The organism is Pseudomonas sp. B21-054, from assembly GCF_026016345.1.
Taxonomy (GTDB): domain Bacteria; phylum Pseudomonadota; class Gammaproteobacteria; order Pseudomonadales; family Pseudomonadaceae; genus Aquipseudomonas.
Window position 1 is genome coordinate 4,613,074 of the sequence record NZ_CP087204.1, and the last position, 25,267, is coordinate 4,638,340.

Annotated in this window: 21 protein-coding genes and 1 pseudogene; 6 read left to right on the forward strand and 16 right to left on the reverse strand. The window is 62.4% G+C overall.

The features are described 5' to 3' along the window. Positions 1–72 precede the first annotated feature (72 nt). From LOY70_RS19875 to LOY70_RS19895, 5 genes are all read right to left on the reverse strand, one after another. Entirely contained in the window at positions 73–3,171 is a 3,099-nt protein-coding gene (locus LOY70_RS19875) for an error-prone DNA polymerase (protein WP_265029024.1), read from the reverse strand. Continuing rightward, positions 3,147–4,568, reverse strand: a complete 1,422-nt coding sequence (locus LOY70_RS19880) for a Y-family DNA polymerase (RefSeq protein ID WP_265029025.1) — start codon at positions 4,566–4,568, stop codon at positions 3,147–3,149. Before LOY70_RS19880 ends, LOY70_RS19875 begins: the two co-directional genes overlap by 25 nt. Before the next feature lie 7 nt (positions 4,569–4,575). Continuing rightward, a complete protein-coding gene (gene imuA / locus LOY70_RS19885) occupies positions 4,576–5,208 on the reverse strand; it encodes a translesion DNA synthesis-associated protein ImuA (protein WP_265029026.1) in 633 nt (210 codons plus the stop codon). Then, positions 5,208–5,825, reverse strand: coding sequence for a transcriptional repressor LexA (gene lexA / locus LOY70_RS19890; RefSeq protein ID WP_265029027.1), 618 nt, complete (start codon positions 5,823–5,825; stop codon positions 5,208–5,210). Before lexA ends, imuA begins: the two co-directional genes overlap by 1 nt. A gap of 81 nt (positions 5,826–5,906) precedes the next feature. After that, entirely contained in the window at positions 5,907–6,791 is an 885-nt protein-coding gene (locus tag LOY70_RS19895; RefSeq protein ID WP_265029028.1) for a LysR family transcriptional regulator, read from the reverse strand. A gap of 130 nt (positions 6,792–6,921) precedes the next feature. Between LOY70_RS19895 and LOY70_RS19900 the strand changes: the two genes are divergently transcribed. Both LOY70_RS19900 and LOY70_RS19905 read left to right on the forward strand, forming a co-directional pair. Continuing rightward, positions 6,922–8,565, forward strand: coding sequence for a GMC family oxidoreductase (locus LOY70_RS19900; RefSeq protein ID WP_265029029.1), 1,644 nt, complete (start codon positions 6,922–6,924; stop codon positions 8,563–8,565). A 205-nt stretch (positions 8,566–8,770) separates the two neighbouring features. After that, complete coding sequence (locus LOY70_RS19905; RefSeq protein WP_265029030.1) at positions 8,771–10,393, forward strand: MFS transporter; 1,623 nt, start codon at positions 8,771–8,773, stop codon at positions 10,391–10,393. A gap of 43 nt (positions 10,394–10,436) precedes the next feature. Here LOY70_RS19905 and LOY70_RS19910 read toward each other — a convergent pair whose 3' ends face one another. The 4 genes from LOY70_RS19910 to LOY70_RS19925 form a co-directional block, all read right to left on the reverse strand. After that, positions 10,437–12,914: a TonB-dependent siderophore receptor gene (locus tag LOY70_RS19910; protein ID WP_265029031.1), complete on the reverse strand. Its 2,478-nt coding sequence runs from the start codon at positions 12,912–12,914 to the stop codon at positions 10,437–10,439. Positions 12,915–13,010: 96 nt separating this feature from the next. Further along, a complete protein-coding gene (locus LOY70_RS19915; RefSeq protein ID WP_265029032.1) occupies positions 13,011–13,970 on the reverse strand; it encodes a FecR domain-containing protein in 960 nt (319 codons plus the stop codon). After that, positions 13,967–14,488 (reverse strand): sigma-70 family RNA polymerase sigma factor, encoded by a 522-nt coding sequence (locus LOY70_RS19920; protein ID WP_265029033.1) that lies wholly within the window; start codon positions 14,486–14,488, stop codon positions 13,967–13,969. Before LOY70_RS19920 ends, LOY70_RS19915 begins: the two co-directional genes overlap by 4 nt. Before the next feature lie 114 nt (positions 14,489–14,602). Continuing rightward, positions 14,603–15,010, reverse strand: coding sequence for a response regulator (locus LOY70_RS19925; RefSeq protein ID WP_265029034.1), 408 nt, complete (start codon positions 15,008–15,010; stop codon positions 14,603–14,605). 241 nt (positions 15,011–15,251) lie between these two features. Here LOY70_RS19925 and LOY70_RS19930 point away from each other — a divergent pair. Both LOY70_RS19930 and LOY70_RS19935 read left to right on the forward strand, forming a co-directional pair. Continuing rightward, positions 15,252–17,174, forward strand: a pseudogene (locus LOY70_RS19930) (DNA topoisomerase III); the annotation flags it as partial. 696 nt (positions 17,175–17,870) lie between these two features. Continuing rightward, positions 17,871–18,200 (forward strand): hypothetical protein, encoded by a 330-nt coding sequence (locus tag LOY70_RS19935; protein WP_265029035.1) that lies wholly within the window; start codon positions 17,871–17,873, stop codon positions 18,198–18,200. A gap of 219 nt (positions 18,201–18,419) precedes the next feature. Here LOY70_RS19935 and glsB read toward each other — a convergent pair whose 3' ends face one another. After that, positions 18,420–19,328, reverse strand: a complete 909-nt coding sequence (gene glsB, locus LOY70_RS19940; RefSeq protein ID WP_265029036.1) for a glutaminase B — start codon at positions 19,326–19,328, stop codon at positions 18,420–18,422. Between the two features lie 152 nt (positions 19,329–19,480). On the opposite strand from glsB, the gene LOY70_RS19945 reads away from it, so the two are divergent. Further along, complete coding sequence (locus LOY70_RS19945; RefSeq protein ID WP_025214578.1) at positions 19,481–19,675, forward strand: hypothetical protein; 195 nt, start codon at positions 19,481–19,483, stop codon at positions 19,673–19,675. A 10-nt stretch (positions 19,676–19,685) separates the two neighbouring features. On the opposite strand, the gene LOY70_RS19950 is transcribed toward LOY70_RS19945, so the two are convergent. From LOY70_RS19950 to LOY70_RS19975, 6 genes are all read right to left on the reverse strand, one after another. Then, positions 19,686–20,705: a hypothetical protein gene (locus LOY70_RS19950; protein ID WP_265029037.1), complete on the reverse strand. Its 1,020-nt coding sequence runs from the start codon at positions 20,703–20,705 to the stop codon at positions 19,686–19,688. 187 nt (positions 20,706–20,892) lie between these two features. After that, complete coding sequence (locus LOY70_RS19955) at positions 20,893–21,822, reverse strand: ZIP family metal transporter (RefSeq protein ID WP_265029038.1); 930 nt, start codon at positions 21,820–21,822, stop codon at positions 20,893–20,895. Between the two features lie 103 nt (positions 21,823–21,925). Continuing rightward, positions 21,926–22,807 (reverse strand): manganese catalase family protein, encoded by an 882-nt coding sequence (locus LOY70_RS19960; protein WP_265029039.1) that lies wholly within the window; start codon positions 22,805–22,807, stop codon positions 21,926–21,928. Between the two features lie 253 nt (positions 22,808–23,060). Next, entirely contained in the window at positions 23,061–23,438 is a 378-nt protein-coding gene (locus LOY70_RS19965; RefSeq protein WP_265029040.1) for a general stress protein, read from the reverse strand. A gap of 233 nt (positions 23,439–23,671) precedes the next feature. Then, the gene (locus tag LOY70_RS19970; protein WP_123413183.1) at positions 23,672–23,920 is read right to left on the reverse strand and encodes a metallothionein; all 249 of its coding nucleotides are present in this window, start codon (positions 23,918–23,920) and stop codon (positions 23,672–23,674) included. A gap of 35 nt (positions 23,921–23,955) precedes the next feature. Next, the gene (locus LOY70_RS19975; RefSeq protein WP_265029041.1) at positions 23,956–24,228 is read right to left on the reverse strand and encodes a hypothetical protein; all 273 of its coding nucleotides are present in this window, start codon (positions 24,226–24,228) and stop codon (positions 23,956–23,958) included. Between the two features lie 166 nt (positions 24,229–24,394). On the opposite strand from LOY70_RS19975, the gene LOY70_RS19980 reads away from it, so the two are divergent. Next, entirely contained in the window at positions 24,395–25,234 is an 840-nt protein-coding gene (locus tag LOY70_RS19980; RefSeq protein ID WP_265029042.1) for an NAD-dependent protein deacetylase, read from the forward strand. The last annotated feature ends 33 nt before the right edge of the window (positions 25,235–25,267 follow it).

A 25,267-nucleotide genomic window follows, 5' to 3' on the forward strand; every position in this document is an offset into this window, starting at 1 on the left:
CGCTCAGAGCTTCGAGCGCTGCGTTGGCGTTTGGTTTCATGCTGGTCGATCCAAACAAGTTGGCAGCCGATTTCAGCGAAAGTCGCGGCTATGCACCTGGATGCCTGCCAGCAATTCGCTCAAATCACTCAAGCGCCCGGCGATCAGGTGGCGGACCTCGCCGACGCTTTCCCAACGCCCATCGACCCTGAGTAATTGCGAACCCACCAGAACCTTGCGTTGGCGCTCGGCCAGGTCGCGCCAGACCACCACGTTGAGGTTACCGAACTCATCTTCCAGGGTAACGAAGGTCACGCCGCTGGCCGTGCCCGGACGTTGGCGGCCGGTGACCAGCCCGGCGACGCTGACGTTGCGACCATGTTCCACCGCCTGCAATTCCCGTGAGCTGCGGCAGCGTCGGGCGCGCAGTTCGGGGCGCAGCAGGGCCAGCGGATGGGGGCCCAGTGTCGTGCCAAGCGTGGCGTAATCGGCAAACAGGTTTTCCCCCAGTGTGGGTTCGGGCAGAGCCACGGGGGGTTCCTCCTGGCTGGGCAAACCGGCGAACAAACCCAGTTGTTTCTGCACCCCGGCCACTGCCCAGCGGGCACGGTGGCGATCACCGGCCAAGCCCTGCAAGGCACCGGCATCAGCCAGTTGCGCCTGGGCCCGGGCATCGAGTTGCGCGCGCTCGCCCAGGTCGGCCACGTCACTGAAGGCCCGCTGCCGACGGGCCATTTCGATACGGCGGGCATCCTCTTCGCGAAAGCCCTTGACCATGCGCAACCCCATGCGAAGCGCCGGTTGCCGGCCTTCAATCGGTTCGAGACTGCAATCCCAATCACTGGCGCGCACGTCCACCGGACGGATCTGCAATTGATGTCGGCGGGCATCCTGGAGGATCTGGTCCGGGCTGTAGAAACCCATGGGCCAGCTGTTGATCAGGGCACAGGCGAACGCTGCCGGCTCGTGGCATTTGAGCCAACTGCTGACGTAGGTCAGCAAGGCGAAACTGGCCGCGTGGGATTCGGGAAAGCCGTAGTTACCGAAACCCTTGATCTGTTCGAAGATTTGCGCGGCGAATTCAGGAGAGTAGCCATTTTTTTCCATCCCCTGCGCCAGGCGAACCCGATGCGGCTCAAGCCCGCCGTGACGCTTCCAGGCGGCCATGGAGCGACGCAACTGGTCGGCCTCGCCGGGCGTGTAGTCGGCCGCGACGACGGCAATCTGCATCACCTGCTCCTGGAACAACGGAATGCCCAGGGTCCGTCCCAGCACCGTCTCCAGCTCCGGCGAAGGGTACGTGACGGCTTCCTCCCCGTTTCGCCGTTTCAGGTACGGGTGCACCATGCCGCCCTGGATCGGCCCCGGCCGCACGATCGCCACTTCGATCACCAGGTCGTAATACGTCCTGGGCTTGAGCCGGGGCAGCATTGCCATTTGTGCCCGTGATTCGATCTGGAACACGCCGATGGTGTCCGCGCGACTGATCATCTCGTAGGTCGCCGGATCATCCTTGGGCAACGACGCCAGGGTATGGCGCTGACCCCGGTAGCGCTCGATCAGGTCGAAGCATCGACGAATCGCGCTGAGCATGCCCAAGGCCAGTACATCCACCTTGAGCAGCCCGACCGCGTCCAGGTCGTCCTTGTCCCACTGGATGATGGTGCGCTCGGCCATGGCGGCGTTTTCCACCGGCACCAAGGTGTCCAGGGGCTGCTCGGAAATCACGAAACCGCCCGGGTGCTGGGACAAATGCCGGGGGAAGCCGATCAGTTGCTGGGTCAGACCCAGCACCCGGCGCAACACCGGGCTGTCCGGGTCGAAGCCCCCTTCGCGCAAACGCTCCAGCGGCGGTGCTTCGTCGCTCCAGCGCCCACAGCAGTCAGCCAATGCATTGACCTGGTCCGGAGGCAGGCCCAAGGCCTTGGCGACGTCCCGCACCGCCCCGGCACCGTGGTAGCTGCTGACCACCGCCGTCAGCGCCGCGCGATGACGACCGTAGCGCCGGAAGACGTATTGCAGCACTTCTTCGCGGCGCTCATGTTCGAAATCCACATCGATGTCCGGCGGCTCGTTGCGCTCCTTGGACAGGAATCGCTCGAACAGCAGGTTGGTCTGGCTCGGATCGATTTCGGTAATGCCCAGGGCATAACACACCGCCGAGTTGGCCGCCGAACCACGTCCCTGACAGAGGATGCGCTGCTGCCGGGCGAAGCTGACGATGTCTTGCACGGTGAGGAAATAACTGTCGTAGCCCAGCTCAGCAATCAACGCCAATTCCTTGTCGATCTGTCGCCGGACCTTATCACTGACCCCATCAGGCCAACGCGCGCGCATGCCCCGCTCGGTCAGTTGCCGTAGCCAGGACGCCGGATCATGGCCCTCGGGCACCAGCTCGCGGGGGTATTGATAACGCAGTTGGTCGAGGTCGAAGGTACAGCGCCGGGCAATGTCCAGCGTCTCGTCGAGCAAGGTACGGGGATAGAGATCCGCCAGGGCCTTGCGGCTGCGCAGATGGCGTTCGCCGTTGGGGTGCAGGCGCTGGCCAGCCTCGGCCACCGTGACGTGGTGGCGAATGGCGGTCATGGTGTCCTGCAAGGCGCGACGACCACGCACGTGCATGTGCACATCGCCACTGGCCACGGCCGGAAGGTTCAAGCGCTCCGCCAACGCCAGCACATCCGCCAGCCGACGCCGGTCGTCCTGCCCGCAATGCAACTGCACCGTTAGCCACAGGCGTCCGGCAAACCTCGACTGGAGCCAGCGGCCCTGTTCTTCGCAGGCTTTATCATCGGGCACCCACAGCACCAGCAAGCCCGGCAGGGGCTCGTCGAAGTCCTCCCGCACGATGCGATAGCGGCCCTTCTCGCTGCGACGCCGGGCGCGGGTGATCAACCGGCACAAGGCTTGGTAGCCTTCCAGGTTCTCCACCAGCAACACCAGTTTGGGCCCGTTCTCGACCTGGATTTCGCTGCCGACGATCAGTTGCAGATCCAGTTCCTTGGCCGCCTGCCAGGCCCGGACGATCCCGGCCAGGGTGCACTCGTCGGTGATCGCCAGGGCCTGGTAGCCCTGCTCTTTAGCCCGTCGGCACAGCTCCAGGGCACTGGAAGCGCCACGTTGGAAGCTGAAGTTCGACAGGCAATGCAGCTCGGCATATTCGACGTTCATGCGAACCAACCTTGCAGCCACAACGGCCCGCCCTCGCCTACCGGTCGATAGGCCCAGCCTCGTTGTCCGCTGCGGGTTTCGATTAGGTAATAGTCACGACGCACATCCGCGCCGTCCCACCAACCGGTCTCGATGCGCTCGGGGCCCATGAGGATGAGCGCCTGACCTTGCGCCAATGCCTGGGGCTCCTCCAACAGCCAGCCGGGACGCTGCACGCCGTCGCGCACCGGGCAGGCCTGGGGCCGTGGCTGGGGTGTCATCTGCCAGGCGCATTCAGGCCGATGGTCGTCGCGAAACCCCAGGCCCTGCACGGCGTCATCCCCCAGCCGGGCCCGCAAGCGTTCGCGCAGTTGCTCCCAGGGCAAGGACTGTTGCGGGCGCTCATCGAACAGTTCCAGGCGCTGGGGCACGAAACTCGGCAGGTCTTCGGCACACAAGCGAAAGCCCCGCACCGGGGCTTCCACCTGTACTTGTTCCAAGCGGCCACGGGCCAGTTCGAAGAGCATCGAGGGATCTCGTTCGGCGCTGAGCAGGCCGACCTTGATCAGCGTGTCCGGCAACCCGGCGTGTTCCAGGTGCAGGTCAAACCGCTGCACGCCGCTGTCACGACCGCAGAGGAAAGCCGACAGATCACCGGTCAGTCGGCGCAACGGGAACAGCAACGCCTGATGGGACTGCACGTCGTAGTTGAGTTCGATGCGCACATCGAAACGGTCCGGCGGCAAATAGAACGACAACGCCAGGGTGCGGCTGCCCGTCAGTGCGTCGAGGTGCTTGAGCACCTGGGCTTCGAAGCGTCGTGCCAAGGTGTGCCGGGGCAAGGCCTGGACCTGGCTCAGGCGACGCAGGCCCATGCGCGACAGCGCCATGGCGACGTCGGGCTCCAGGCCGATCCGCTCCACCGGCATTTGCCCCAGGCACGCCTGCAAGGTCTCGCTATCGGGGACCACCAGGGCGTCATAGGCATTGGCCAATACCCGTGCCGCCACCGGGTTCGGAGCGGCGACGATGCGATGACGAAAGCCCAGTTCGCTCAGTTCGGCCCGCAACCGCGCCTCGAACACCGGCCAGGGCCCGAACAGGCCCAGGCTCGACTCGATCTCGAACAGCACTGTACGTGGGTAATGCACGCTGACCTGGGAACTGAACCGGTAGGCCCAGGCCGCCAGGAACTGTTGCCAGTGTTCGATCTGCGCGGCGTCGTATTCGGCGGTGGCAAAACCTTTGCTCAGGGCCTGGGCGGCGGTCATGGTCTGGCCGGGACGCAAACCCAGGGCCCTTGCCTGCGCATTCACCGCTTGCAGCACCCGACGCTGGGCCGGGCCGGTCAATAGCGCCAGGGGGTGGTCGGGATCGGGGCGCTGACGCAGCGCGGCGTCCAGGGCCAATTGCGGGAAGAGAATACACACCCAGCGCATCGCAACCTCAATGCTCTGTCAGTGAGGCAGGCGTGGCGAAGGCAATCGGCGCCGAACGGGTCAGCCCGCCCCGGCACTTGAGCACGCGCAATTGCCCAGGCCGGGCATCAATGGCGATGCGCAAGGCCGCTGGCGACGGGTTGATGGCTTCCTGGATCGAGCGCCAGGCGAACGCCAGGGTCTGGCCGGTTTCCGCCGCCACTTGCAGGCGGCGCAGGGCCCGGTCGTCCGCCAGGCGGGGCCAGCACAGCACCGCGCCGCAACTGCCCGAGCGCAGGCATTGTTCGGTGGCCCAGAGGGCATCGCGTTCATCGGCCCGGATCACTGACAGATGGCGCAGGTCTACCCCGGCGTTCTGCCAGGCCTGGGGATAGGGCACGAACGGTGGCGCCACCAGCACGATCCGCTCCCCCGCCGCCGACAACCGCGCCAGGGTCGGCCACACCAGTTGCAACTCCCCCACGCCCGGCGCGGCGATGAGCAGCTCCGTCAACGCCGCTTCTGGCCAGCCGCCACTGGGCAACGCCGCATCCAGTGCCGCATGGCCGGTGGGTTGCGGGCTGGCGGCCGGAGGCGCAGGCCGGCCCTTCCAGACCTGGCCGCCGTTGAACAGCGTGTCCAGCGCAACGACAGCACCCATCAGCCTTGCCTCAACAGGCCACAGAACACCCCTTCAATGGCCAGGTCCTGGTCGGCTTCGACGATAATCGGCTCATAGGCGGGGTTACGCGGCAGCAGGCGCACCCGTTCGCCGATTCGCTCGAAGCGCTTGATGGTGACTTCACCGTCGAGCCGCGCCACGACAATCTGGCCGTTGGAGGCTTGGGGGGTGCGCTGCACGCCCACCAGGTCGCCGTCGAGAATACCGTCCCCGATCATCGAGTCGCCCTGGACCCGCAGCAGGTAATCCGGCGCCTTGGTGAACATCGCCGGGTCCAGCATCAGGCGGCTGTGGACCTCGGCATCGGCGCCGATCGGCAGGCCGGCCGCCACTCGCCCCAGCACCGGGACGTCCAGCAGCTCCGGGCGTGCCGGCTGGTTCAGCAAGCGGATACCCCGGGCCTGGTGCGGATTGACTTCGATAAACCCGGCTTCGGTCAGCGCCAGCACATGCTTGCGCGCCACACTGCGGGAGGCGAAACCGAACGCCTCGCTGATTTCAGCGAGGCTCGGCGGCTGGCCCTGCTCGGCGATGCGTTCGCGGATGAAGGTCAGGATGGCGGTACGGCGGGGGGTGAGAGTCGTCATGGAGTACATTTGTACTCTTATGGGTTTTTTCTGACAAGCGCCGCCAGTCAGTTCACAGGGTGTTTGTACCAGTCATTGTGGCGATTGGGGTCAGGGCAGCAGCAGCCCCTGCTCACGCTCGCACAACTGCACCACGTAATCCCACAGCACCCTCAACCGCACAGACTTGTGCAGCTCACGGCGGGTGCTGATCCAGTAGCTGCGGCGAATGGTTTCGTCTGGCAGCAGTGGCACCAGCGCCGGGTCGCTGCTGGCCATGTAGCAAGGCAGCACGGCGATCCCCAGGCCCGAGCGCGCAGCCTGTTGCTGGGCGATGACGCTGGTGCTGTGGAACACCACCCGGGGGTTGCGGCAAAAGCTGTTGAGGAACATCAGTTCCTGGCTGAACAGCAGGTCATCGACATAACCGATCCAGGCGTGGCGAGCCAGGTCCTCGCGGCTGCGCAACACCGGCGAGCGGTCCAGGTAGGCCTGGCTGGCGTACAGCGCCAGGCTGTAGTCGGTGAGTTTGCGGGTCACCAGCAGGTCGGCCGCCGGGCGTTCGAGGTGGATACTGATTTCCGCCTCACGGTTGAGTATGCTGACAAAGCGCGGCACGGCCACCAGCTCCACCTCCAGACCCGGATAACGCTGGAACAACCCGTCCATGCGACTGGCGAGAAACATGATGCCCAGCCCTTCGGTCACCCCCAGGCGGATCTTGCCCAGGGGCGCACTGGACTGGGTGATGTCTTCCTGGGCCAGCAACGCCACGTTTTCCATCGCTTCGGCGTGCTTGAGCAACGTCTCGCCGGCCGGGGTCAGTTCATAGCCCTGGGCATGCTGGACGAACAATGCGGTGCCCAGGCTTTTCTCGATGGCCTCGATATGCCGGGCCACCGTGGCGTGGGTGGTGTTCAGGCGCCGTGCAGCCGTCAACAAACGCCCGCTGCGTTGCAGTTCCAGAAAATAGCGCAGGTCATTCCAGTCGAACATGAAGCGATCCTTGAACACGCCTGAAGGCATGACTGTTTATAAACGCACAGCCACTGCGCAAAAACTAACATTCTTTTGACGAAAACTAACAACTAGGATGGATCCCACAACAACAAGAATGAGGTCGCGAATGCAACCTGTCGTCGATGAATACGATTACGTGATCGTGGGCGCTGGCCCTGCCGGGTGCTTGCTGGCCAATCGGCTTTCCGCCAACCCGCACCACCGGGTGCTGCTGCTCGAAGCCGGTGGACGCGACAATTATCCGTGGATTCACATCCCGGTCGGCTACCTGTTCTGCATCGGCAACCCACGCACCGACTGGTGCTTCAAGACCGAAGCACAACCGGGCCTGCAAGGGCGCGCCCTGAGCTACCCGCGTGGCAAGGTCCTGGGCGGTTGCTCCTCCATCAACGGCATGATCTACATGCGCGGCCAGGCTGCGGACTACGATGGCTGGGCTGCCGAGGGCAATCCCGGCTGGGCCTGGGAAGACGTGCTGCCGCTGTTCCGCCAGAGCGAAAACCACTTTGCCGGCGCGTCCGAATTTCACGGCGCCGGCGGCGAATGGCGGGTCGAACGCCAGCGCCTGTCATGGCCGATTCTCGATGCCTTCCGCAGTGCCGCAGAGCAGAGCGGCATTCCCAACGTCGACGATTTCAACAGCGGCGACAATGAAGGCTGCGGCTACTTCCAGGTCAACCAGAAGGCCGGGGTGCGCTGGAACGCGGCCAAGGCGTTTCTCAAACCGGTTCGCCAGCGCGCCAACCTCACGGTGTTGACCGACGTCGAGGTCGACCGCGTGTTGCTGCGTGACGACCGGGCCTACGCCGTCAGCGCTCGCTGGCAAGGCAAGGGCATGACTTTCCAGGCCCGCAAGGAAATCGTCCTGTGCGCCGGGGCCGTGGGTTCGCCGGGGATCCTGCAACGTTCCGGGATCGGCCCGCGCAGCCTGCTGCAACGCCTGGGCATCGGCGTGACCCATGAACTGCCCGGTGTCGGCGGCAACTTGCAGGACCACCTGCAACTGCGGCTGATCTACCAGCTGGAAAACGCCCGCACCCTGAACCAGATCGCCGGCACCCTGTGGGGCAAGATGGGCATGGGCCTGCGTTACCTATACGACCGCAGCGGCCCACTGTCCATGGCCCCCAGCCAACTCGGCGCATTCGCCCGCTCGGGGCCGGAACAGACCTCGGCCAACCTCGAATACCACGTACAGCCGTTGTCCCTGGAACGCTTCGGCGAACCGTTGCACAGCTTCCCGGCGTTCACCGCGTCGGTCTGCGACCTGCGCCCGCACAGCCGTGGCCGGGTGGACATCCGCTCTGCCGATCCGCACGAAGCGCCGCTGATCCAGCCCAATTACCTGAGCCATCCCGAAGACCTGCGGGTCGCCGCCGACGCCATCCGCCTGACCCGCCGCATCGTCGCGGCCCCGGCCCTGAGCGCGTTCAAACCGGTGGAATACCTGCCGGGCCCCAGCCTGCAAACCGAAGAAGAACTGCACCAGGCCGCCGCCCGCATCGGTACGACGATTTTCCACCCGGTCGGCACCTGCCGCATGGGCCAGGATCGCGACGCGGTGGTGGATGCACAACTGCGGGTCCACGGCATCAAGGGCCTGCGCATCGCCGACGCCTCGATCATGCCGCGCATCACCTCGGGCAACACCTGCTCGCCGACGCTGATGATTGCCGAGAAGGCGGCGCAGATGATGCTCAACCCCGCGACGAGGAACACCAGCATCGAAAAAGCACCTGCTACGGTCTGAAGAACAACAGAAACACCTGTGGGAGCGAGCTTGCTCGCGATAGCGGCCTGTCTGTCACCCACAAGTTGAATGTGCCGCCGTCATCGCGAGCAAGCTCGCTCCCACAAGGGGGTGAGTCGATTCAAGGAAAGTGTGTCAAAGCAGGAGACGCCCACCCGGCGTCGACAGTGGAACAACAAAAACAATCACTGTGAGGGATACCGCTATGTCCGAGCATGTTCAGCCCCTGGAAGCCACGCGCAGCGCCGGCACCAGCCAGGAAACCCAGAAAGTCATCTTCGCCTCGTCCCTGGGGACGGTATTCGAGTGGTACGACTTTTTCCTCTACGGCGCCCTGGCGGCGGTGATCAGCAAGCAGTTCTTCGCCGGGGTCAACGACACCACCGCGTTCATCTTCGCCCTGATGGCCTTCGCCGCCGGTTTCATCGTGCGGCCGTTCGGGGCACTGGTGTTCGGTCGGTTGGGGGACATGATCGGGCGCAAGTACACGTTCCTGGCCACCATCATCCTCATGGGCCTGGCGACGTTCTGCGTCGGCCTGCTGCCCAACTACGCCAGCATCGGCATCGCCGCGCCGATCATCCTGGTGGTGTTGCGCATGCTCCAGGGCCTGGCCCTGGGTGGTGAGTACGGCGGCGCCGCCACCTATGTCGCCGAGCATGCGCCGATGGGCAAGCGCGGTTTCCATACCAGTTGGATTCAGTCCACCGCCACGTTGGGGCTGTTGCTCTCGCTGCTGGTGGTGCTGGGCTGCCGCTACTTCACTGGCGATCAGTTCGAAGTCTGGGGCTGGCGCATTCCGTTCCTGCTGTCGATCCTGCTGTTGGGCATCTCCACCTGGATTCGCCTGAGCCTGCACGAGTCGCCGGCCTTCCTGAAAATGAAAGAAGAAGGCAAGTGCTGCAAGGCGCCGATCCGCGAATCCTTCGGCAAATGGGAAAACCTGAAGGTGGTGCTGATCGCCCTGTTCAGCATCAATGCCGGGCAAGCGGTGACCTTCTACGCCGCGCAGTTCTACGTGCTGTTTTTCCTCACCCAGTTCCTGAAGATGGACCCGGCCCTGGCCAACAGCCTGCTGATTGTCAGCGTGGTGATTGGTGCGCCGTTCTTCATCTTTTTCGGCTGGCTGTCGGACAAGGTCGGGCGCAAACCGGTGCTGATGATCGGCCTGCTGCTGGCGACTGCCCTGTACTTTCCGATCTTCAAAACCCTGGCCCACTACGCCAACCCGGCCATCGACCAGGCCAGCCGCCAGGCACCGATCACCGTGATCGCCGACCCGGCCACCTGCACCTTCCAGTTCGACCCGGTGGGCAAGGCGCGTTTCGACAGCCCTTGCGACAAGGTCAAGACTTTCCTGGTCAAGCAAGGCCTGCCCTACAGCAGCGTCGCAGCCCCGGCCGGGAGCACGGTGCAGGTCAGCGTCGGTGACGTGAAGCTCGAAGGCTATGACGAAGCCGCCCTGCGCGGTGCGGTGACCCTCGCGGGCTATCCGCAAAAGGCCGACGCCCAGCAGATCAACCGGCCGATGATCGTGGCCTTGATCGTTGCGCTGATCATCATCTCGGCGATGTGCTACGGACCGCTGGCGGCGTTGATGGTCGAGCTGTTCCCGACCCGGATCCGCTACACCTCCATGTCCCTGCCCTACCACATCGGCAACGGCTGGTTCGGCGGCTTCCTGCCTACCGTGTCGTTTGCCCTGGTGGTCTACACCGGGGATATTTTCTACGGGCTGTGGTACCCGGTGGTGATCACCGGGGTGAGCCTGGTGGTGGGCATGATCTGCCTGCGGGAAACCCGCAACGTGGACCTGGATACCAACTGAGGGCAAAAACCGTGGCGAGGGCATTGGCGCCCTCGCCACCGGCTCAGAAGCGTCCCTTCAGGGTCATGGTGAAGTTGCGCGGCTCACCATAATAGTTACCGAAGCTCTCAGTGCCGATGGTGGTGTAGTAGCGCTTGTCGAACAGGTTGTTGCCATTGAGGGCCACCGTCCAGGTGTCATCGATGCGGTAGCCAACGCGACCGTTCCACACGGCATAACCGGCCTGGGTAATCTTCTCGCCCGTCGCCGGCGATACACGGAAATTGTCGCTTTGGGCATTGACCCCGGCGCCGACACTGAACCGTTCCAATGCCCCGCCGAGGGCATAATCACCCCACAGGCGCAGCACATGGCGCGGCACGTAGCTGTTGAACGAGCCGCCGTTGAGGCTGGTGTCAATGTCGTCGAGGGTCTTGGTCTGGGTGTAGGTGTAGCCGGCCAGCAGTTGCAGGCGCTCGATGACTTCACCGCTGATCTCGGCTTCGAAACCCTGGGCGCGCACCTTGCCGGCATTCTCATAGCAGTAACCGTCCGAGGACGCACAACTTGAGTTGTAGTCGGTCTGGGCCTGGTCTTTCTGCAACGTGCGGAACAGGTTGAAGGCGCTGTTCAGGCGCCCCTCGAACCATTCGCCCTTGATTCCCAGCTCATAGCTTTCACCCACCAGGGGCTTGAGTGCCGAACCGCTTTCGGAGCGGTAGTTGCCTTGGGGCGTGAAAATGTCCGAGTAACTGGCGTAGGCCGTCAGGTGTTCGTTGAGGTCCAGCAACACGGCGGCAAACGGGGTGACCTGGCCCGTCTCCGTGCTCTTGGCGTGTTCCGAGCCGCCGGTGAGGAACACCGAGTCGGTCTTGGAGCTGTACCAGCTCACCCGACTGCCCACCACGAACGTCAAGGGCTCCGCCAGCTTCAGGCGCAGGGTCGAATACATCCCTTGCTGCTCGGTAACGGTCTTGACCGGACCACCACGCGTCGAGTTTGCGATGAAGTAACTGTCGTCCGGTTCGGGGATATGGCGATCCGGATCGAATACGTTCTGCTTCTGTGGCAGCAATGCGACGGAGAAGAAGTCGTCCTTGTCCGAACGACTGGCGTTGAAACCGACGATCAACTCATGTTGCTGCCCCAGGGCGTCGAACTTGCCGTCCAGGTAGGCATCGAGGCCGTAATCGACCTGGTCATAGTCATACATGCTGCCCAGCATGTTGGTGGTCGAGGTGCCTGGCGCCACCGAGCCCGATGCAAACGCGTATTTGATGTCCTGGGTATTTTTCGTATAGACACTGGCGACTTTCACGGCCCAGTCGTCGTTGAGCTGGTGCTTGAGATCGCCGAACACCGTGGTCCGCTGGCTGCGCCAGGTGTTCCACGATGGGTCCAGGCAAGTGGAACGGCTGAGTTTCAGATCGCTGCCGTCCCGGTAGCGCGGCAGCCCGCCCCAGCAGGGGTTTGCATCGACGTCCTCATAGGCAACGCCCAGGCCGAGCGTCGTGTCGGGCGACAGATCGAAGTCCAGGGCGCCGTAATAGATCTGGTCCTTGCGCCGGGCATCATCGTAGAAATAATGCCGGCTCTGCTCGGCGATCACCGCCCTGCCCCGCACGGTGCCGGAATCATTCAACGGGCCGCCGGTATCGATCTGTCCACGGTAGTTGTCCCAGGTGCCGCCCGAGAGACTGAGTTCAGTCTGGGCCGTGGCCAGGCCGCGTTTGCGGACGAAATTGACGCCGCCGGAGGTGCCGCCCGAGCCCTTCATCATCCCGGCCGCACCGCGCAGGACTTCGACACGGTCGTAATACGCCATGTCACTGCTGAAACTGTCGGCCTGGACATAGCTGTTGCCCATGTCCAGCGGAACGCCGTCATATTGATACTGGCCGGACATCCGAAACCCGCGGGAATAGAAATATTTGCCGCCCATGGTCGAGTCGTAGACGGTGATTCCAGGCGTTTTTTCCATCACTTGATCGATGGTGTTCAGGTTCTGGTCATCGAGCACCTTGCGGGTGATCACCGTCACCGATTGCGGCGTTTCGCGCAGCGAGTGCTCGCCCTTGCCGATGGTGACCGCCCCAGTTGTGTAGGAGCCACTGTTTTCAGTGGTCGCGCCGAGCCTCTGCCCATCGATGGTGGTGACGCCCAGCTCCATTGCCGAACCGTTGCCGGGCACAGGACGAAGTACGTACGTGCCGTTGGCCTGAAGGGCGGCTTGCAGGCCGCTGCCCCCCAGAATGCGGGCAAACCCGTCACCCACGCCAAACGAACCTCTCAGGCCGGGCGATTGCAGGCCCTGGAGTTGCCGGGCATCGAACGAAATAGCGACACCGGCGGCGCTGGAGAAACGGGTCAGGACATCCACCAGGCTGCCGGCCCCGATATCGTAGGCCTGCGCCAAACGCTGCTGCGCCGAAGCCTCTGGAACCGGGCTGGCACTCACGGCCCCGGCGCTGCCCGTAGCGACTGCCAGCAAGCCGATTTTCACTGCAAACACCAGACGACCTGGCGCGCTCACCCAAGACATGCTTCCCCTCCCCAAAACGGTCGATAAAAACTCACTGAGGAAGAGCCGAACGATGCGGATGAAAAGTGCAGAACAATTTTTTATCGCGCCGTAGCGTCAGCGTCGGTCGCCACTCGATACCTGGACCCAGAAACGACTGTATCGGGTCACCCGCAAGGAAAAACCACTCTCCAGTGCCGCCAGGGCGAGGTCAGTGTCATCGACGGGAAACACCCCCGACACCTTCAAGTCGCCAATGGCCGGATCACAACGCAGCACGCCGTTGCGGTAACGCGAAAGCTCCTCCAGCAGCGCCGCCAGGGGACGGTCAATGGCGATGATGCTTCCCTTCTGCCAGGCACCCACCGACACATCGTTGCCGCGCAGCGTACCCAGCGACCGATCGTTGAAGTCCAGGCGTTGGCCGGCTTCGACCCGCAGCCTTGAGCCAATAGCCGGCAGACTGACCTCGACCGCTTTCTCCAGCACCGCCACCTCGCCGCCCCGCGCCTGGCCACGGACGATAAAACGCGTTCCCAAGGCGAGTACTTCGGCATGACCGGTGACCACCTTGAAAGGACGCTGCAAGGGATCAACCGCCGTCGTCACGAGAATCTCCCCCCTCAACAGCTCCAGTCGCCGCTGGTTTGCATCGAAACGAACATTGACCGATGTGTCGGTGTTGAGCAGTAGCGTGCTGCCGTCCGCCAGTTGAAACTCACGGCGCTCGCCCACCGTGGTGCGGTAATCGCAAAACAGATTCCGAGCCGCCTGACTGCGCCAGCCCAACCACCCCAGGCCACTGGCGGACGTCAGCAGTAACACGCTACGCAATACCTGGCGCCGGGATCGGTTGTGGGCATCACTCAAGGCCGGCGCCGCCAGGGCACCCGGGACACTGGCCATCTGTTCGGCCACCGCCGTCATTCTTTGCCAGGCCTGGCCATGCAACGGATCAGCGCTCAGCCAGGCAGTCCACCCGGTCCGGTCCGCGTCGGTCGTGATGCCGGAATGCAACTTGGCGTACCACTGCGCGGCAGCACGGATGGCGTTCAACTCTTCGGGCGGCAGGTTCATGACAGCTGCAATTGAATTTGCATCAGGCAGCAATGTTCCATGGCCTTGGCCATGTGGTTATTGACCGTGCGGACACTCACGCCCAAGCGCTCGGCAATTTGCGGGTACGTCAGGCCATCGAACTGCGACAGGATGAACGCCTGCCTGACGCGCGGTCCCAACCCCAGCAGCAAGCGGTCGATTTCCATCAAGGCCTGGAGCAGGATGGCTTGCTCCTCCAGCGATGGATGTTGCTCTTGCGGCATGGCGGCCAATGCTTCGAGATAGGACTGTTCCAGTGAGCGGCGGCGAAACAGATCGATCAACAGCCCTTTGGCGATCATCGACAGATACGGTCGCGGCTCACGAATTTCCAGCGCGGAGCGAGCCTTGATGACTCGCACGAAGGTGTCCTGGGTGAGGTCCGCTGCATCGAAGGCATTGCCCAGGCGCTTGCGCAGCCAGCCCTGGAGCCAACTGTGATGATCGCTGTACAGGACGTCGACGGCACTGCGTAAGGACAGATCGTTGGCGGACATGGCAATGGAATAATTCGCGACTGATAATGACTCGCATTGTCGTGGGAGCCATCGCCGCTTGCAACCCAAACATGAGTGCGACGGGTCGATCACAACCCGTCGTTCTGGGATCGATCAGTGCACTGAATGGCTTTTCACCGTGCTTTCCACCAGATCCAACATCTGCCCCAGCGCCCAAGGCTTGGCGATAAAGGACGCGTGGTGCTTGATCCCGGCACTTTCCGGGGTCTCGAAGCCGGACATGATCAGCAGCGGTATCTGCGGCCAACGGTCCCCGGTGACGTTGGCCAGGTCCGCACCGTTCAGCATGCCGGGCATGGTGATGTCGGTGAGCAGCAGGTCCACATAATCAGCACTCTCCTCAAGAAACGTCAGCGCCGCGTCGGCGCTTTCCCGAGGCTCCACGACAAACCCCTCCTCTTCCAGGATTTCGCAGAGGAACTCCAGGATTGTCGGATCATCTTCCACAACGAGAATCAAACGTGTCGTCGCCTGTCCGTTGCCCTTTGGCATCGAATTCATGTAAGTGACTCTCCCTGACCTCATAAACCTTCTGTGCGGTTTCAGCCGCCTTGAAGTTATGAGCGATACCCCTTCGAGAAATTCATTCTGCTTGCCAAGAGATCGCCGAACGTCGACTTAGACACCCCGTTGCAACGCAGCGCAACGCTTTTATCTGTATATCCATACAGATAAAACTTGCCCCGGCGCGCATCCATGACCATGCTACAGCCCCATGAAATCTGTTTAGGAATTGGGTGCCATGCAGCTGTACCTGTGTGAAAAGCCGTCCCAGGCCAAGGACATCGCAGCCGTGCTCGGCGCCACGCGCCGTGGCGACGGTTGCTGGCTGGGCACGAACGTCACGGTCACCTGGTGCATCGGTCACCTGCTGGAAACCGCCCCGCCAGATGCCTACGACGCCCGCTACAAGCGCTGGGTACTGGCTGACCTGCCTATCGTGCCGGCGCAATGGAAAATGACCGTCAAGCCGAAAACCGCTGGGCAATACAAGGCGGTCAAGCGCCTGCTGGGGGAAGCCAAGGAACTGGTGATTGCCACCGACGCCGACCGTGAGGGCGAAATGATCGCCCGGGAGCTGGTGGAACATTGCCGCTACCGCGGGCCGATCCAGCGGCTATGGCTATCGGCCCTGGACGAAGCGTCGATCCGCAAGGCCCTGGCCACCCTCAAGCCGGGCGCCGAAACCTTCAACCTGTACCATTCGGCCCTGGGCCGCTCCCGGGCCGACTGGCTGATCGGCATGAACATGAGTCGCCTGTTCACGCTGCTGGGGCGCCAGTCCGGCTACCAGGGCGTGCTGCCGGTGGGCCGCGTGCAGACACCGACGCTGCGGCTGGTGGTGGATCGCGACCGCAGCATCGCCAACTTCGTGCCGGTCGCCTATTGGGCCATCGACGTGCAGCTCAGTCACGAAGGCACGGCCTTCACCGCCCAGTGGCGCGCCGACCCGGATGCTTGCGACGATCAGGAACGTTGCCTGAACCAGGCCCTGGCCCGCGATGCCGCCCAGGCCATGGGCAACGCCGCCACTGCCCGGGTGCTGAAAGTGCGTACCGAGCGCCTGCGCGAAGCCGCGCCGCTGCCGTTCGACCTGGGCACCCTTCAGGAAATCTGCTCGAAGAAGCTCGGCCTCGGTGCCCAGGAAACCCTGGACATTGCCCAGTCGCTCTACGAAACCTACAAACTCATCACCTATCCCCGCAGCGATTGCGGTTTCCTGCCCTTGAGCCAGCACAGCGAAGCACCGGCCATCCTGGCCGCCCTCGCCCAGGCCGACCCCAGCCTTGCGCCGCTGCGCGAACACTTGCAACCGCAGCGTAAATCCCGGGCCTGGAACGACGCCAAGGTCAGTGCCCACCACGGCATCATCCCCACCGCCGCCGCGAAGAACCTCGACAAGCTTGCCAGCAAGCAGCGAGCCGTCTATACGCTGATTCGTGCGCGCTACCTGGCGCAGTTCCTGCCCAACCACGAATACGACCGGACCCAGGCCGACTTCGACTGTGCCGGCCAGGCACTGCGTGCCGTAGGCAAGCAGATCGTCGAACCCGGCTGGAAACGCGCCCTGCCCGAAGCGCTGGCGCCAGCAAAGGGCCGTGAAGCACCGACGCCGCAAACCCTTCCGGCGCTGACCGAGGGCCGTGACTGCGCGGTGGACGAGGTGAAGCTCAAGGACCTGTGGACCCAACCGCCCAAGCCGTTCACCGAAGGCGACCTGATCAAGGCCATGAAGAACGTCGCCAAACTGGTGGAGGACCCGCTGCTCAAGCAAAAGCTCAAGGACACCACCGGCATCGGCACCGAAGCGACCCGGGCCTCGATCATCCAGGGGCTGCTCGACCGCGGTTACCTGGTGAAGAACGGCAAGGCCCTGTCCGCCACCCCGGCGGCCTTCAGCCTGATCGACGCCGTGCCCCGCGCCATCGCCGACCCGGGCACCACCGCCATCTGGGAGCAGGCCCTGGACATGGTGCAAAGCGGTGAAATGAGCCTGGAAGAATTCGTGACCCGGCAAGCCGCGTGGATGAGCAAGCACATCGCCCGCTGCCAGGGCATGAGCCTGACCATCAGCGGCCCGGCCAGCCCTGCCGGGCGGGGCGCAACACCGTGGAAGAACAAGCGCGCAAGGCTGCCGGTGCACCGCGCAAGGCGAGCAAAGCCAAGGCGACATGAGCCTAGTCAATCAGATGATGCCAAACACAGAACCTGTGGCGAGGGGATTTATCCCCGCTGGGTTGCGAAGCAACCCCAAGCCAGACGCTTCTGTGTATCAGGACAACCTCACCAACCATTCGGGCCGCTTCGCGCCCCAGCGGGGATAAATCCCCTCGCCACAGAAAACACAGCCGAGCTTCTCAGCCATTTTTCATACCCAAACCGTTTTGTCCGACAATATGTAGTGATCAAAAATAATCACTACAAAACCGTTGACGCCTCCGATTTGCCCTTGCATGATGCAGACGTCTCCCCGATCGGGAGTACAGGCAACTGTTTGAGCAAGCTCGTCTGACCGCCGAGCTGTTTTTTGGATAAGGGACTGCCCACAAGGCAGATTGAAGGTGCTGACCTGGCCTGACCGTCCGGTAACAAGGACGAGAAACGTCGGCGAAGATCCTCATGACGCGCGTGGTCGACCCTCGAAAGTTGACAATGCCTGACGATTCTTCGCTGTTTCTCTTCGTTGTAGCGCATTTGCGTAGCAGCCCTTCGATAACACTACACAACCGATGCACGACCCCGTCGAAGTTCGACGGACGAACGCTGACGGCCTGGTTTCGGTAGCAGGCAGGCACTTACCGAGAAGCGAAGTTTTTGCGAACCACCAGACAGATCAACCAAATGGTCAAGGGGCTTACACATGAATCTGAATAATCAACCATCTATTGATGAACTGGCTCGCATGTTCGCAGCGCACAAAGACACACTCGACAGCCATATCCTGTGGATCAGCAAGACTGGCCAGGTGCATATGGACTGCCTGTCTCCCTACACCCAGGAAGACGAGTTCGAAAAGAACACACAAGACCTGTGCGCCCGGCTGAAGATGTACCGTCGCGGCCAGGGCTACGTCGGCAAGAAGGCCGCCGCGGACAAGGACTTCATGGGACGCGTCCTGCAAACGCTGACCCAGGCTTGGGAGTCGATGCAGAACACCTCGCAAGTGCGGGTCATCGACCGCCTCTGCTGATTGCACTTGAATGAAAAGGGCCCGTTCCTCAATCAGGAACGGGCCCTTTTTCGTGGGGCCTAGTGTCCTGTTTCGCAAATACGTTCCTTTTTTGACGAGTGGCTGTTGTCGTCAGGCAAGGCGCCGCGACGAGTCATAGCCCGCTATGGCGAGGAGCGGCAACGCAGCATGACGACAACAGACGCCGTCAAAAAGGAACAGTATTTGTGATACAGGACACTAAAACACCGACCAACCGATCCGCTGGCTGAGCAATTCCAAGGCCGCCATGCCGGCCAGAGAGTTGCCGGCGGCATTGAGTTCAGGCGACCAGACGCACACCGTGAAGCGTCCCGGCACTACGGCGACGATTCCGCCGCCCACCCCACTCTTGCCAGGCAGGCCCACGCGATAGGCGAAATTTCCGGCCTCGTCATACAGCCCGCTGGTGGCCATGATGGAATTGACCTGCTGGGTCTGCCGCGCACTGAGGATCTGTTCGCCACTGTGCTTGCAGAATCCGTCGTTGGCCAGGAAGCAGAAGGCCCGGGCCAGGTCGATGCAGCTCATCCGCAGGGCGCAGTGGCTGAAATAACTGCGCAGTACCGCCTCCACGTCGTTATGGAAGTTGCCGAAGGACTGCATCAAGTAGGCCATCGCAGCGTTGCGGGCGCGGTGCTGGTATTCCGACTCGGCGACCTTGCCGTCCACCATCACTTGCGGGTTGCCTGACAGACGCCGCACGAAATCGCGCATCGACAACGCAGGGGCGGCGAAACGCGACTGATTGATATCGCAGATCACCAAGGCGCCGGCGTTGATGAACGGGTTGCGTGGCCGGCCGCGCTCGAATTCCAGCTGCACCAGGGAGTTGAACGGCTGGCCGGATGGCTCATGGCCCAGACGCTCCCAGATCGCTTCGCCGGAATGCCCAATGGCCTGCACCAGGCTGAACACCTTGGAAATACTCTGCACCGAAAACGCCGTATCGGCGTCGCCTGCGCAATACATCTCGCCGTCGTTGCCGTACACGGCAATGCCCAGCTGATTAGGCACCACGGTGCCCAGGGCCGGAATGTAATCGGCCACCTTGCCCTGACCGATCAGGGGGCGAACCGCATCGAGGATCTCGTTCAACAGTGCTTGCATATGCGCGGGTCCAATCATTCCCCGTTCGAGTGCGGGGATACAGACGCTAGACGCTGATGAGCGGCGTCAGAGCACACTGCCCCATCAAACAAGGTCTTGTGGCGAAATCGAGCAGTCTATAGTTGAGAGGATCAAACGGCAGGAGGGACACCATGCGTCAGATCATGCAGAAAGAACCCTGGTGGGCCTCGCCGCCCAGGCCCGGACAGGACGAAAGTGAGCTGGAATGGGGCTGGCTGGTGATTTACAGCGAAGGTGAACCCCGCTTCGAGTTCGTAAAAGAGCGCCCCACGGACGAACAGATCCGCCATCGCAAGGGTTGCCGCGTCACCCTCGGGCCAGAATGACCCCACCCCGTCACGGCTTGATATCCGGCAGCACCAGTGCTCGATTGGCCAGATCCGCCTCCACCAGATTGCTTTCTATTTCTTCGTCCAGGTAGTAAACCGGTGCCATCACCCCGCTGAGGGGATGCTTGAGCGACTTGAACCAGGCCTCGTCGAAAGCGGCGCTCAGGCTTTTGCGGATCTGCGCCTCCATTTCCGGCCGCTCGCCCTCGTGGATGATCGCGCGAATGCCCGCCACGCCCACCGAGATCAACGCTCCCGCCGCCTTCCCAGCCACGGCCGCCGCCGCACCGGTTGCCCCACGCGTGGCGAACTGGGCCTCGATTTTTTCGCTGGTGCGTTGCGCCACCATGGCGATCACCGCCTCCGAGGGTCCGGCGCCTGTGGTTGCAGCCTTGTTGACGTGATCGATCAGGGCCGCATAGGCCGGCAGGGTGTTCAACGGTTCGGTGTGGACCATCTCGTACAACGAAGCGTCACGCGCCGCTGGCGGCCCGAGGCGGATGGCCGGGATGCCGTGCAGGCGTCGGCTCATCAGTTCGTTCGGGATGCGATGCCGCAGGGCGATGACCTGAACCTGCTGATTGAGCTGGCGCAGGTAGTAGCCTATGGCATTGGCCCTGATCGCCTCGGGATCGATTTCCACCGCCACCGGTTCCAGCACCTGCTCGCGATATTGTTCCTGCAGGTAAGCCGCCAGGCGCCTGGCCGAGGAATCCGTCTCGCCCTCGGCGCTGGCGGCGTACCAACTGACCTTCACCGCCAGCCACTCCTGGGTCCAATAGCTGCTGAACCAGGGGATGAATTCAACCTCGGTGCGCTCATAGACCAACACGCGCCAATGCTCCATCGATCCGCGGGCGTAGAGTGCCGCCTGTTCGACGGCGCTTTTCGATGCAGCGATGAGCTGCTGGTCCACCTGTCGCCAAGTGTCCTGGGCAATCATCACCGTGGCGGTCGGTTGGCCGAGCTGTGGCGTGGCGCACCCCGCCAGAACGAGCACAACGGCCAACATCAGCGAACGCAGCACGATTGCGCCACCCCGGATTCATGCCATCCACGGGGTTGAGTATACCTCGCTAATTCAACCCATCCGGCCTTGAGCACATAGGGTGATCAAACCGGGAGAGGCGTCATGTCATCAACACTGAACCGGAGAAAATTTCGGATGTTCCAGACATTTGTCGAAACGTTGACGGAGGGTATCGGTGAGTCTTTCAACCCAGCGCCGTGTCAAGGAACATCATCACCGCAAACCCCATCATCAAGCCCAGCGTCGCCGGGGTTTCATGGCCGTTGCGGTGGGTCTCGGGAATCACTTCGTGGGACACCACGAAGATCATCGCCCCCGCCGCCAACCCGAGGCTGATGGGGTACGCGACGGCGACACCCGACGACATGCCCAGGCCAATCACCGCCCCCAGCGGCTCCATCAGCCCGGAGCCCACCGCAATCAATGCCGCGCGCAGGGTGCTGATGCCCGTCACCCGCAGCGCCATGGCAATGGCCAGTCCTTCGGGAATGTCCTGGATGGCGATGGCAGTGGTCAGCGGCAAGCCGACCTTGAAATCGCCATCGGCAAAACTGACGCCGATGGCCATGCCTTCCGGCAGGTTGTGCAAGGTGATGGCGAGTACGAACAGCCACACACGGTTAATGCGCTCCACCTCGGGACCGCGCCGCCCACTCAACTCGTGTTCGTGGGGCACGAAACGGTCGAGGCCGATCATCAGGGCCACACCCAGGCCCAGGCCGACCACGACGACAAACGCGGCCAGCAACTGATTGCCACAAATCACCTGCGCGGCTTCGATGCCCGGCAGGATCAGTGAGAAAGAGCTGGCGGCGAGCATCATGCCGGCGGCGAAACCCAGCATGATGTCCTGGGTGCGTGACGAGATGTCCCGCAGCACCACCGCCATCAATGCGCCCAAGGCCGTGGCGGCGAAACCGGACGTGCCGCCCAGGACCGCGTAACCCAGATTGTTCCGATCAGCACCGACCAAGGCGTTGTAGCCGCTGTAGAGTAACAACGCGGTTATCACCGCCAGCCCCAGCCAGAAACTCACCCCCAGCAGCAGGTTGTTTTGCACAGGACCCAGCCAGGTACGCCAGGGGGATCGGATCCGGGAAGTGGGCTGGTCCATCGAATGTCCTTAATGCTCTGCGGGCATGGCTAGTCTGATCGTTGCATGGCGGGAACGATCAGACGGAAAGTTCAGGCGAGGGAGTTACCCCCCTCGCCGTTGTTTACAGTTTGTCACCTTGCATCCCCGAACCCAAGTCGGCACCCGTGGTGGGGTTGCTCTGCGGGTTGGACATCGTCCGTGCCTTCATGTCCATCAGCAGCGCTTCGTCTTTTTCACTCAGCTGGACGCTGGCCAGGCCATCGCCGCCATCCACTGCCGGCGCTGGATTTTCGACGAACTCCCAATCGTCGCCCTGATTCCATGGGCCGCGCACGCTAGGTTCGCCCTGGGACATGTTGAAGTACACGTTGGTGAACTCCGGCATGCCCGGCAATTTGCCTTGGGGGAAATTGGGCTGGATCGAGTGCAGGGCTTTTTCGAACGACAGCTGGTGGGCGATTTCACGGGTCATCAAGAAGCCCAGCGCCTCTTTGACACCGGGATCATCCGTGACATTCATCAAGCGCTCGTAGACGATTTTCGCCCGCGCCTCGGCCGCGATATTTGAACGCATATCCGCTGTCGGCTCGCCGATGGTATCTACGTAGGCGGCGGTCCAGGGCACACCGGCGGAGTTGGTCAATGGCGAGCCGGCGCCATACAGGAGGCTGGTGATGTGGGAATCATTGCCGGCACCGTTGATGTCCCGGTACAACTGGCCCTCCTTTTCCACGCCCTCGGCCATCTTGCCCTTGGCACCTTTGTTCAGCATCACAATGATCGAACCGATGACTTCCAGATGGCTGAGTTCCTCGGTGGCGATGTCCATCAGCAGATCCTTGCGGCCTGGATCGTCCTCGGACAAGGCCTGGGTGAAGTAGCGTGACGCCGCCGCCAGCTCACCCTGGGCCCCACCGAACTGTTCAAGTAACAGGTTGGCCAGTCCTGGATTGGGTTCCGCAACGCGGACGGTGTATTGCAGTCTCTTGTTATGCAGGAACATGATTAAATCCCTCGTTCAAGGCACACGGAATGAGAGCACTGCTGGTAACAGGCTCACAAGGACAAGAAGAAGTTAAGGAAACGTTATTTATCTTCTACCCAACAAGCGAGACGAACGGTCATTGACTTAACTTTCACCGATCATTTCGCCATATATAACAGGACAACTTTCTATACGCTGGCCTGGCACAATGGGTTATATAAACCCTAGGGGCCCCATGCCATGGGCACGGGGCCTGCCAGGTCATCGGGCATTACGAATCACGACCGCCACCACGGCTGTTTTCTCCGCCCTTCCTACCGGCTTCGGAGGCCTTTTCCCGATCGTTGGCAAAGTTGCCACCCGACGCTTGGCCCCCTTTGCGGCCCGCTTCCGAGGCGCGCTCAGGATCGTTGGCAAAATTACCACCCGACGCTTGCCCGCCTTTGCGGCCAGCTTCTGCAGCACGTCCAGGGTCGTTGGCAAAGTTGCCGCCCGATGCCTGACCACCCTTGCGCCCTGCTTCGGAGGCGCGTTCCGGGTTATTGGCAAAATTACCGCCGGACGCTTGCCCACCTTTTTTCCCGGCTTCCGATGCCTTGTCACGATCGTTAGCGAAATTGCCAGGATTGTTATTTCCTGTGTTAGCCATTTCATTCACCTCGTTAGTTAAAGTTGAAAACGAGCCTCACTGGCTCGTGTTATTGGGAAAACCTGCCGCGAATAAGGTTTTAAATAAAATCCGTGAGCAGCGACGAACGGTCATAACTTACAGATCCATTCATGAAGTCCTATCAAATAAGCGGCACTTAATAAATTATCTTAAATAATCGAGCAAAGACTTATTGCAAATCAGTGCGTGTCTTTCCACGCTGTCTGCCAAAGTCAAGGTGAGATCGGATCACTGGCCGGAAACGTTTCCTCCAGCGCGTCGTCCAGCTGCTTATTGGTGACGTCCCGCTCGCCCACCTTGCCACTGCGTTCGCAATGGCAGTCTGGCGCCGGACACGGCTCACCATTGGGGTGTTGTTCGGCACAGGCTTGGCTGCAGTAAGCCTCGCCGTCGTGATTGAAAACCCGTTGCGGATCGACCTCACACTGGCAATCGGGGCAACCGCACTTTAATTCGCTCATGCTCTTTCTCCCGGGATAAGGGGTCGCAGGCGTCGTCAGGAAGACCCGACCATCAGCTGGACCTCGAGATTCGCCGCCGCAACGCCGTGATTGGCCACGTACACATCGGCGGTCCAACCTTTGGTCAGGTTGTGATAGGACTGCGTGCCCAAGGCCGTGCCGCTGTTCCATTCGAGGATGTCGCCAATGTCGATGTCGTTGGCCGAACTCAGTTCGAGCACGGTATGGCCGTCCTCCTGCGCCACATACACCCCCACCATTGCACTCTGTCGATTGATGGCCCGTACTTCACCGGTGGTCTTGTTCATAGGTCTCCTCTTCTCGGCAACCGAAGTCCCGCACATAAAGGTGGATATCACGGCGCCGGGGAAAGTTTGAAAAGACCACAGGCCAGGGCGACGAAAGGCGCGGCAACGGTTTCCCTGCCCGATTGGAGTGCTAACCTCAACGGCTCCAGGCCAACGGAGACACCCAATGCCCGACGACCTTCACCTCGAACCGCTCGATCAGTTGCTGGAGCACATGGCCGGGCGTCGTTTCCTGGTGCTCACTGGGGCTGGCATCAGCACGCCCTCGGGCATTCCCGACTACCGCGACCGCGACGGCGTGCGCCGGGGTCGACAGCCGATGATGTACCAGGAATTCCTCGCCCAGGCCGAGGCCCGCCGACGCTATTGGGCACGGGCGATGCTGGGCTGGCCACGGGTGAGGCAGGCCCGGCCGAACGTGGCCCATGAAGCCTTGGCCCAATTGCAGGCGCAGCAGCGCATCACCGGGTTGATCACCCAGAATGTCGATACGCTGCATGATCAGGCCGGCAGCCAGGACGTCATCGAACTCCACGGCAGCCTGCACCGCGTGCTGTGCCTGGATTGCGACCAGCGCAGCGAACGGCAGCAGATCCAGTTGTTGATGGAAGCGCAGAATCCTTACCTGGCCGGTGTCGACGCCGTGCAGGCGCCCGACGGCGACACCCTGCTGGACCCGGCGTTCGAGGCACGCTTCCAAGTGCCCCATTGCCCCCATTGCGGCGGCGAACGGTTGAAACCCGACGTGGTGTTTTTCGGCGAGAACGTCGCCCCCCTCACCGCGACCCGCGCCATGCAAGCCGTCGAGCAAGCCGACGGCCTGCTGGTGGTGGGTTCGTCGCTGATGGCGTATTCGGCATTTCGCCTGTGCCGGGCCATCAAGGACCAGGGCAAGCCGCTGCTGGCGATCAACCGAGGCAAGACCCGGGCCGATGAGTTGCTGGACCTCAAGCTTGAAGAGCCGTGTGAGCAATTACTGCCATTGCTGACACAACACCCGTTTTAGCAACACCCGGACCCCTTGTGGGAGCGAGCTTGC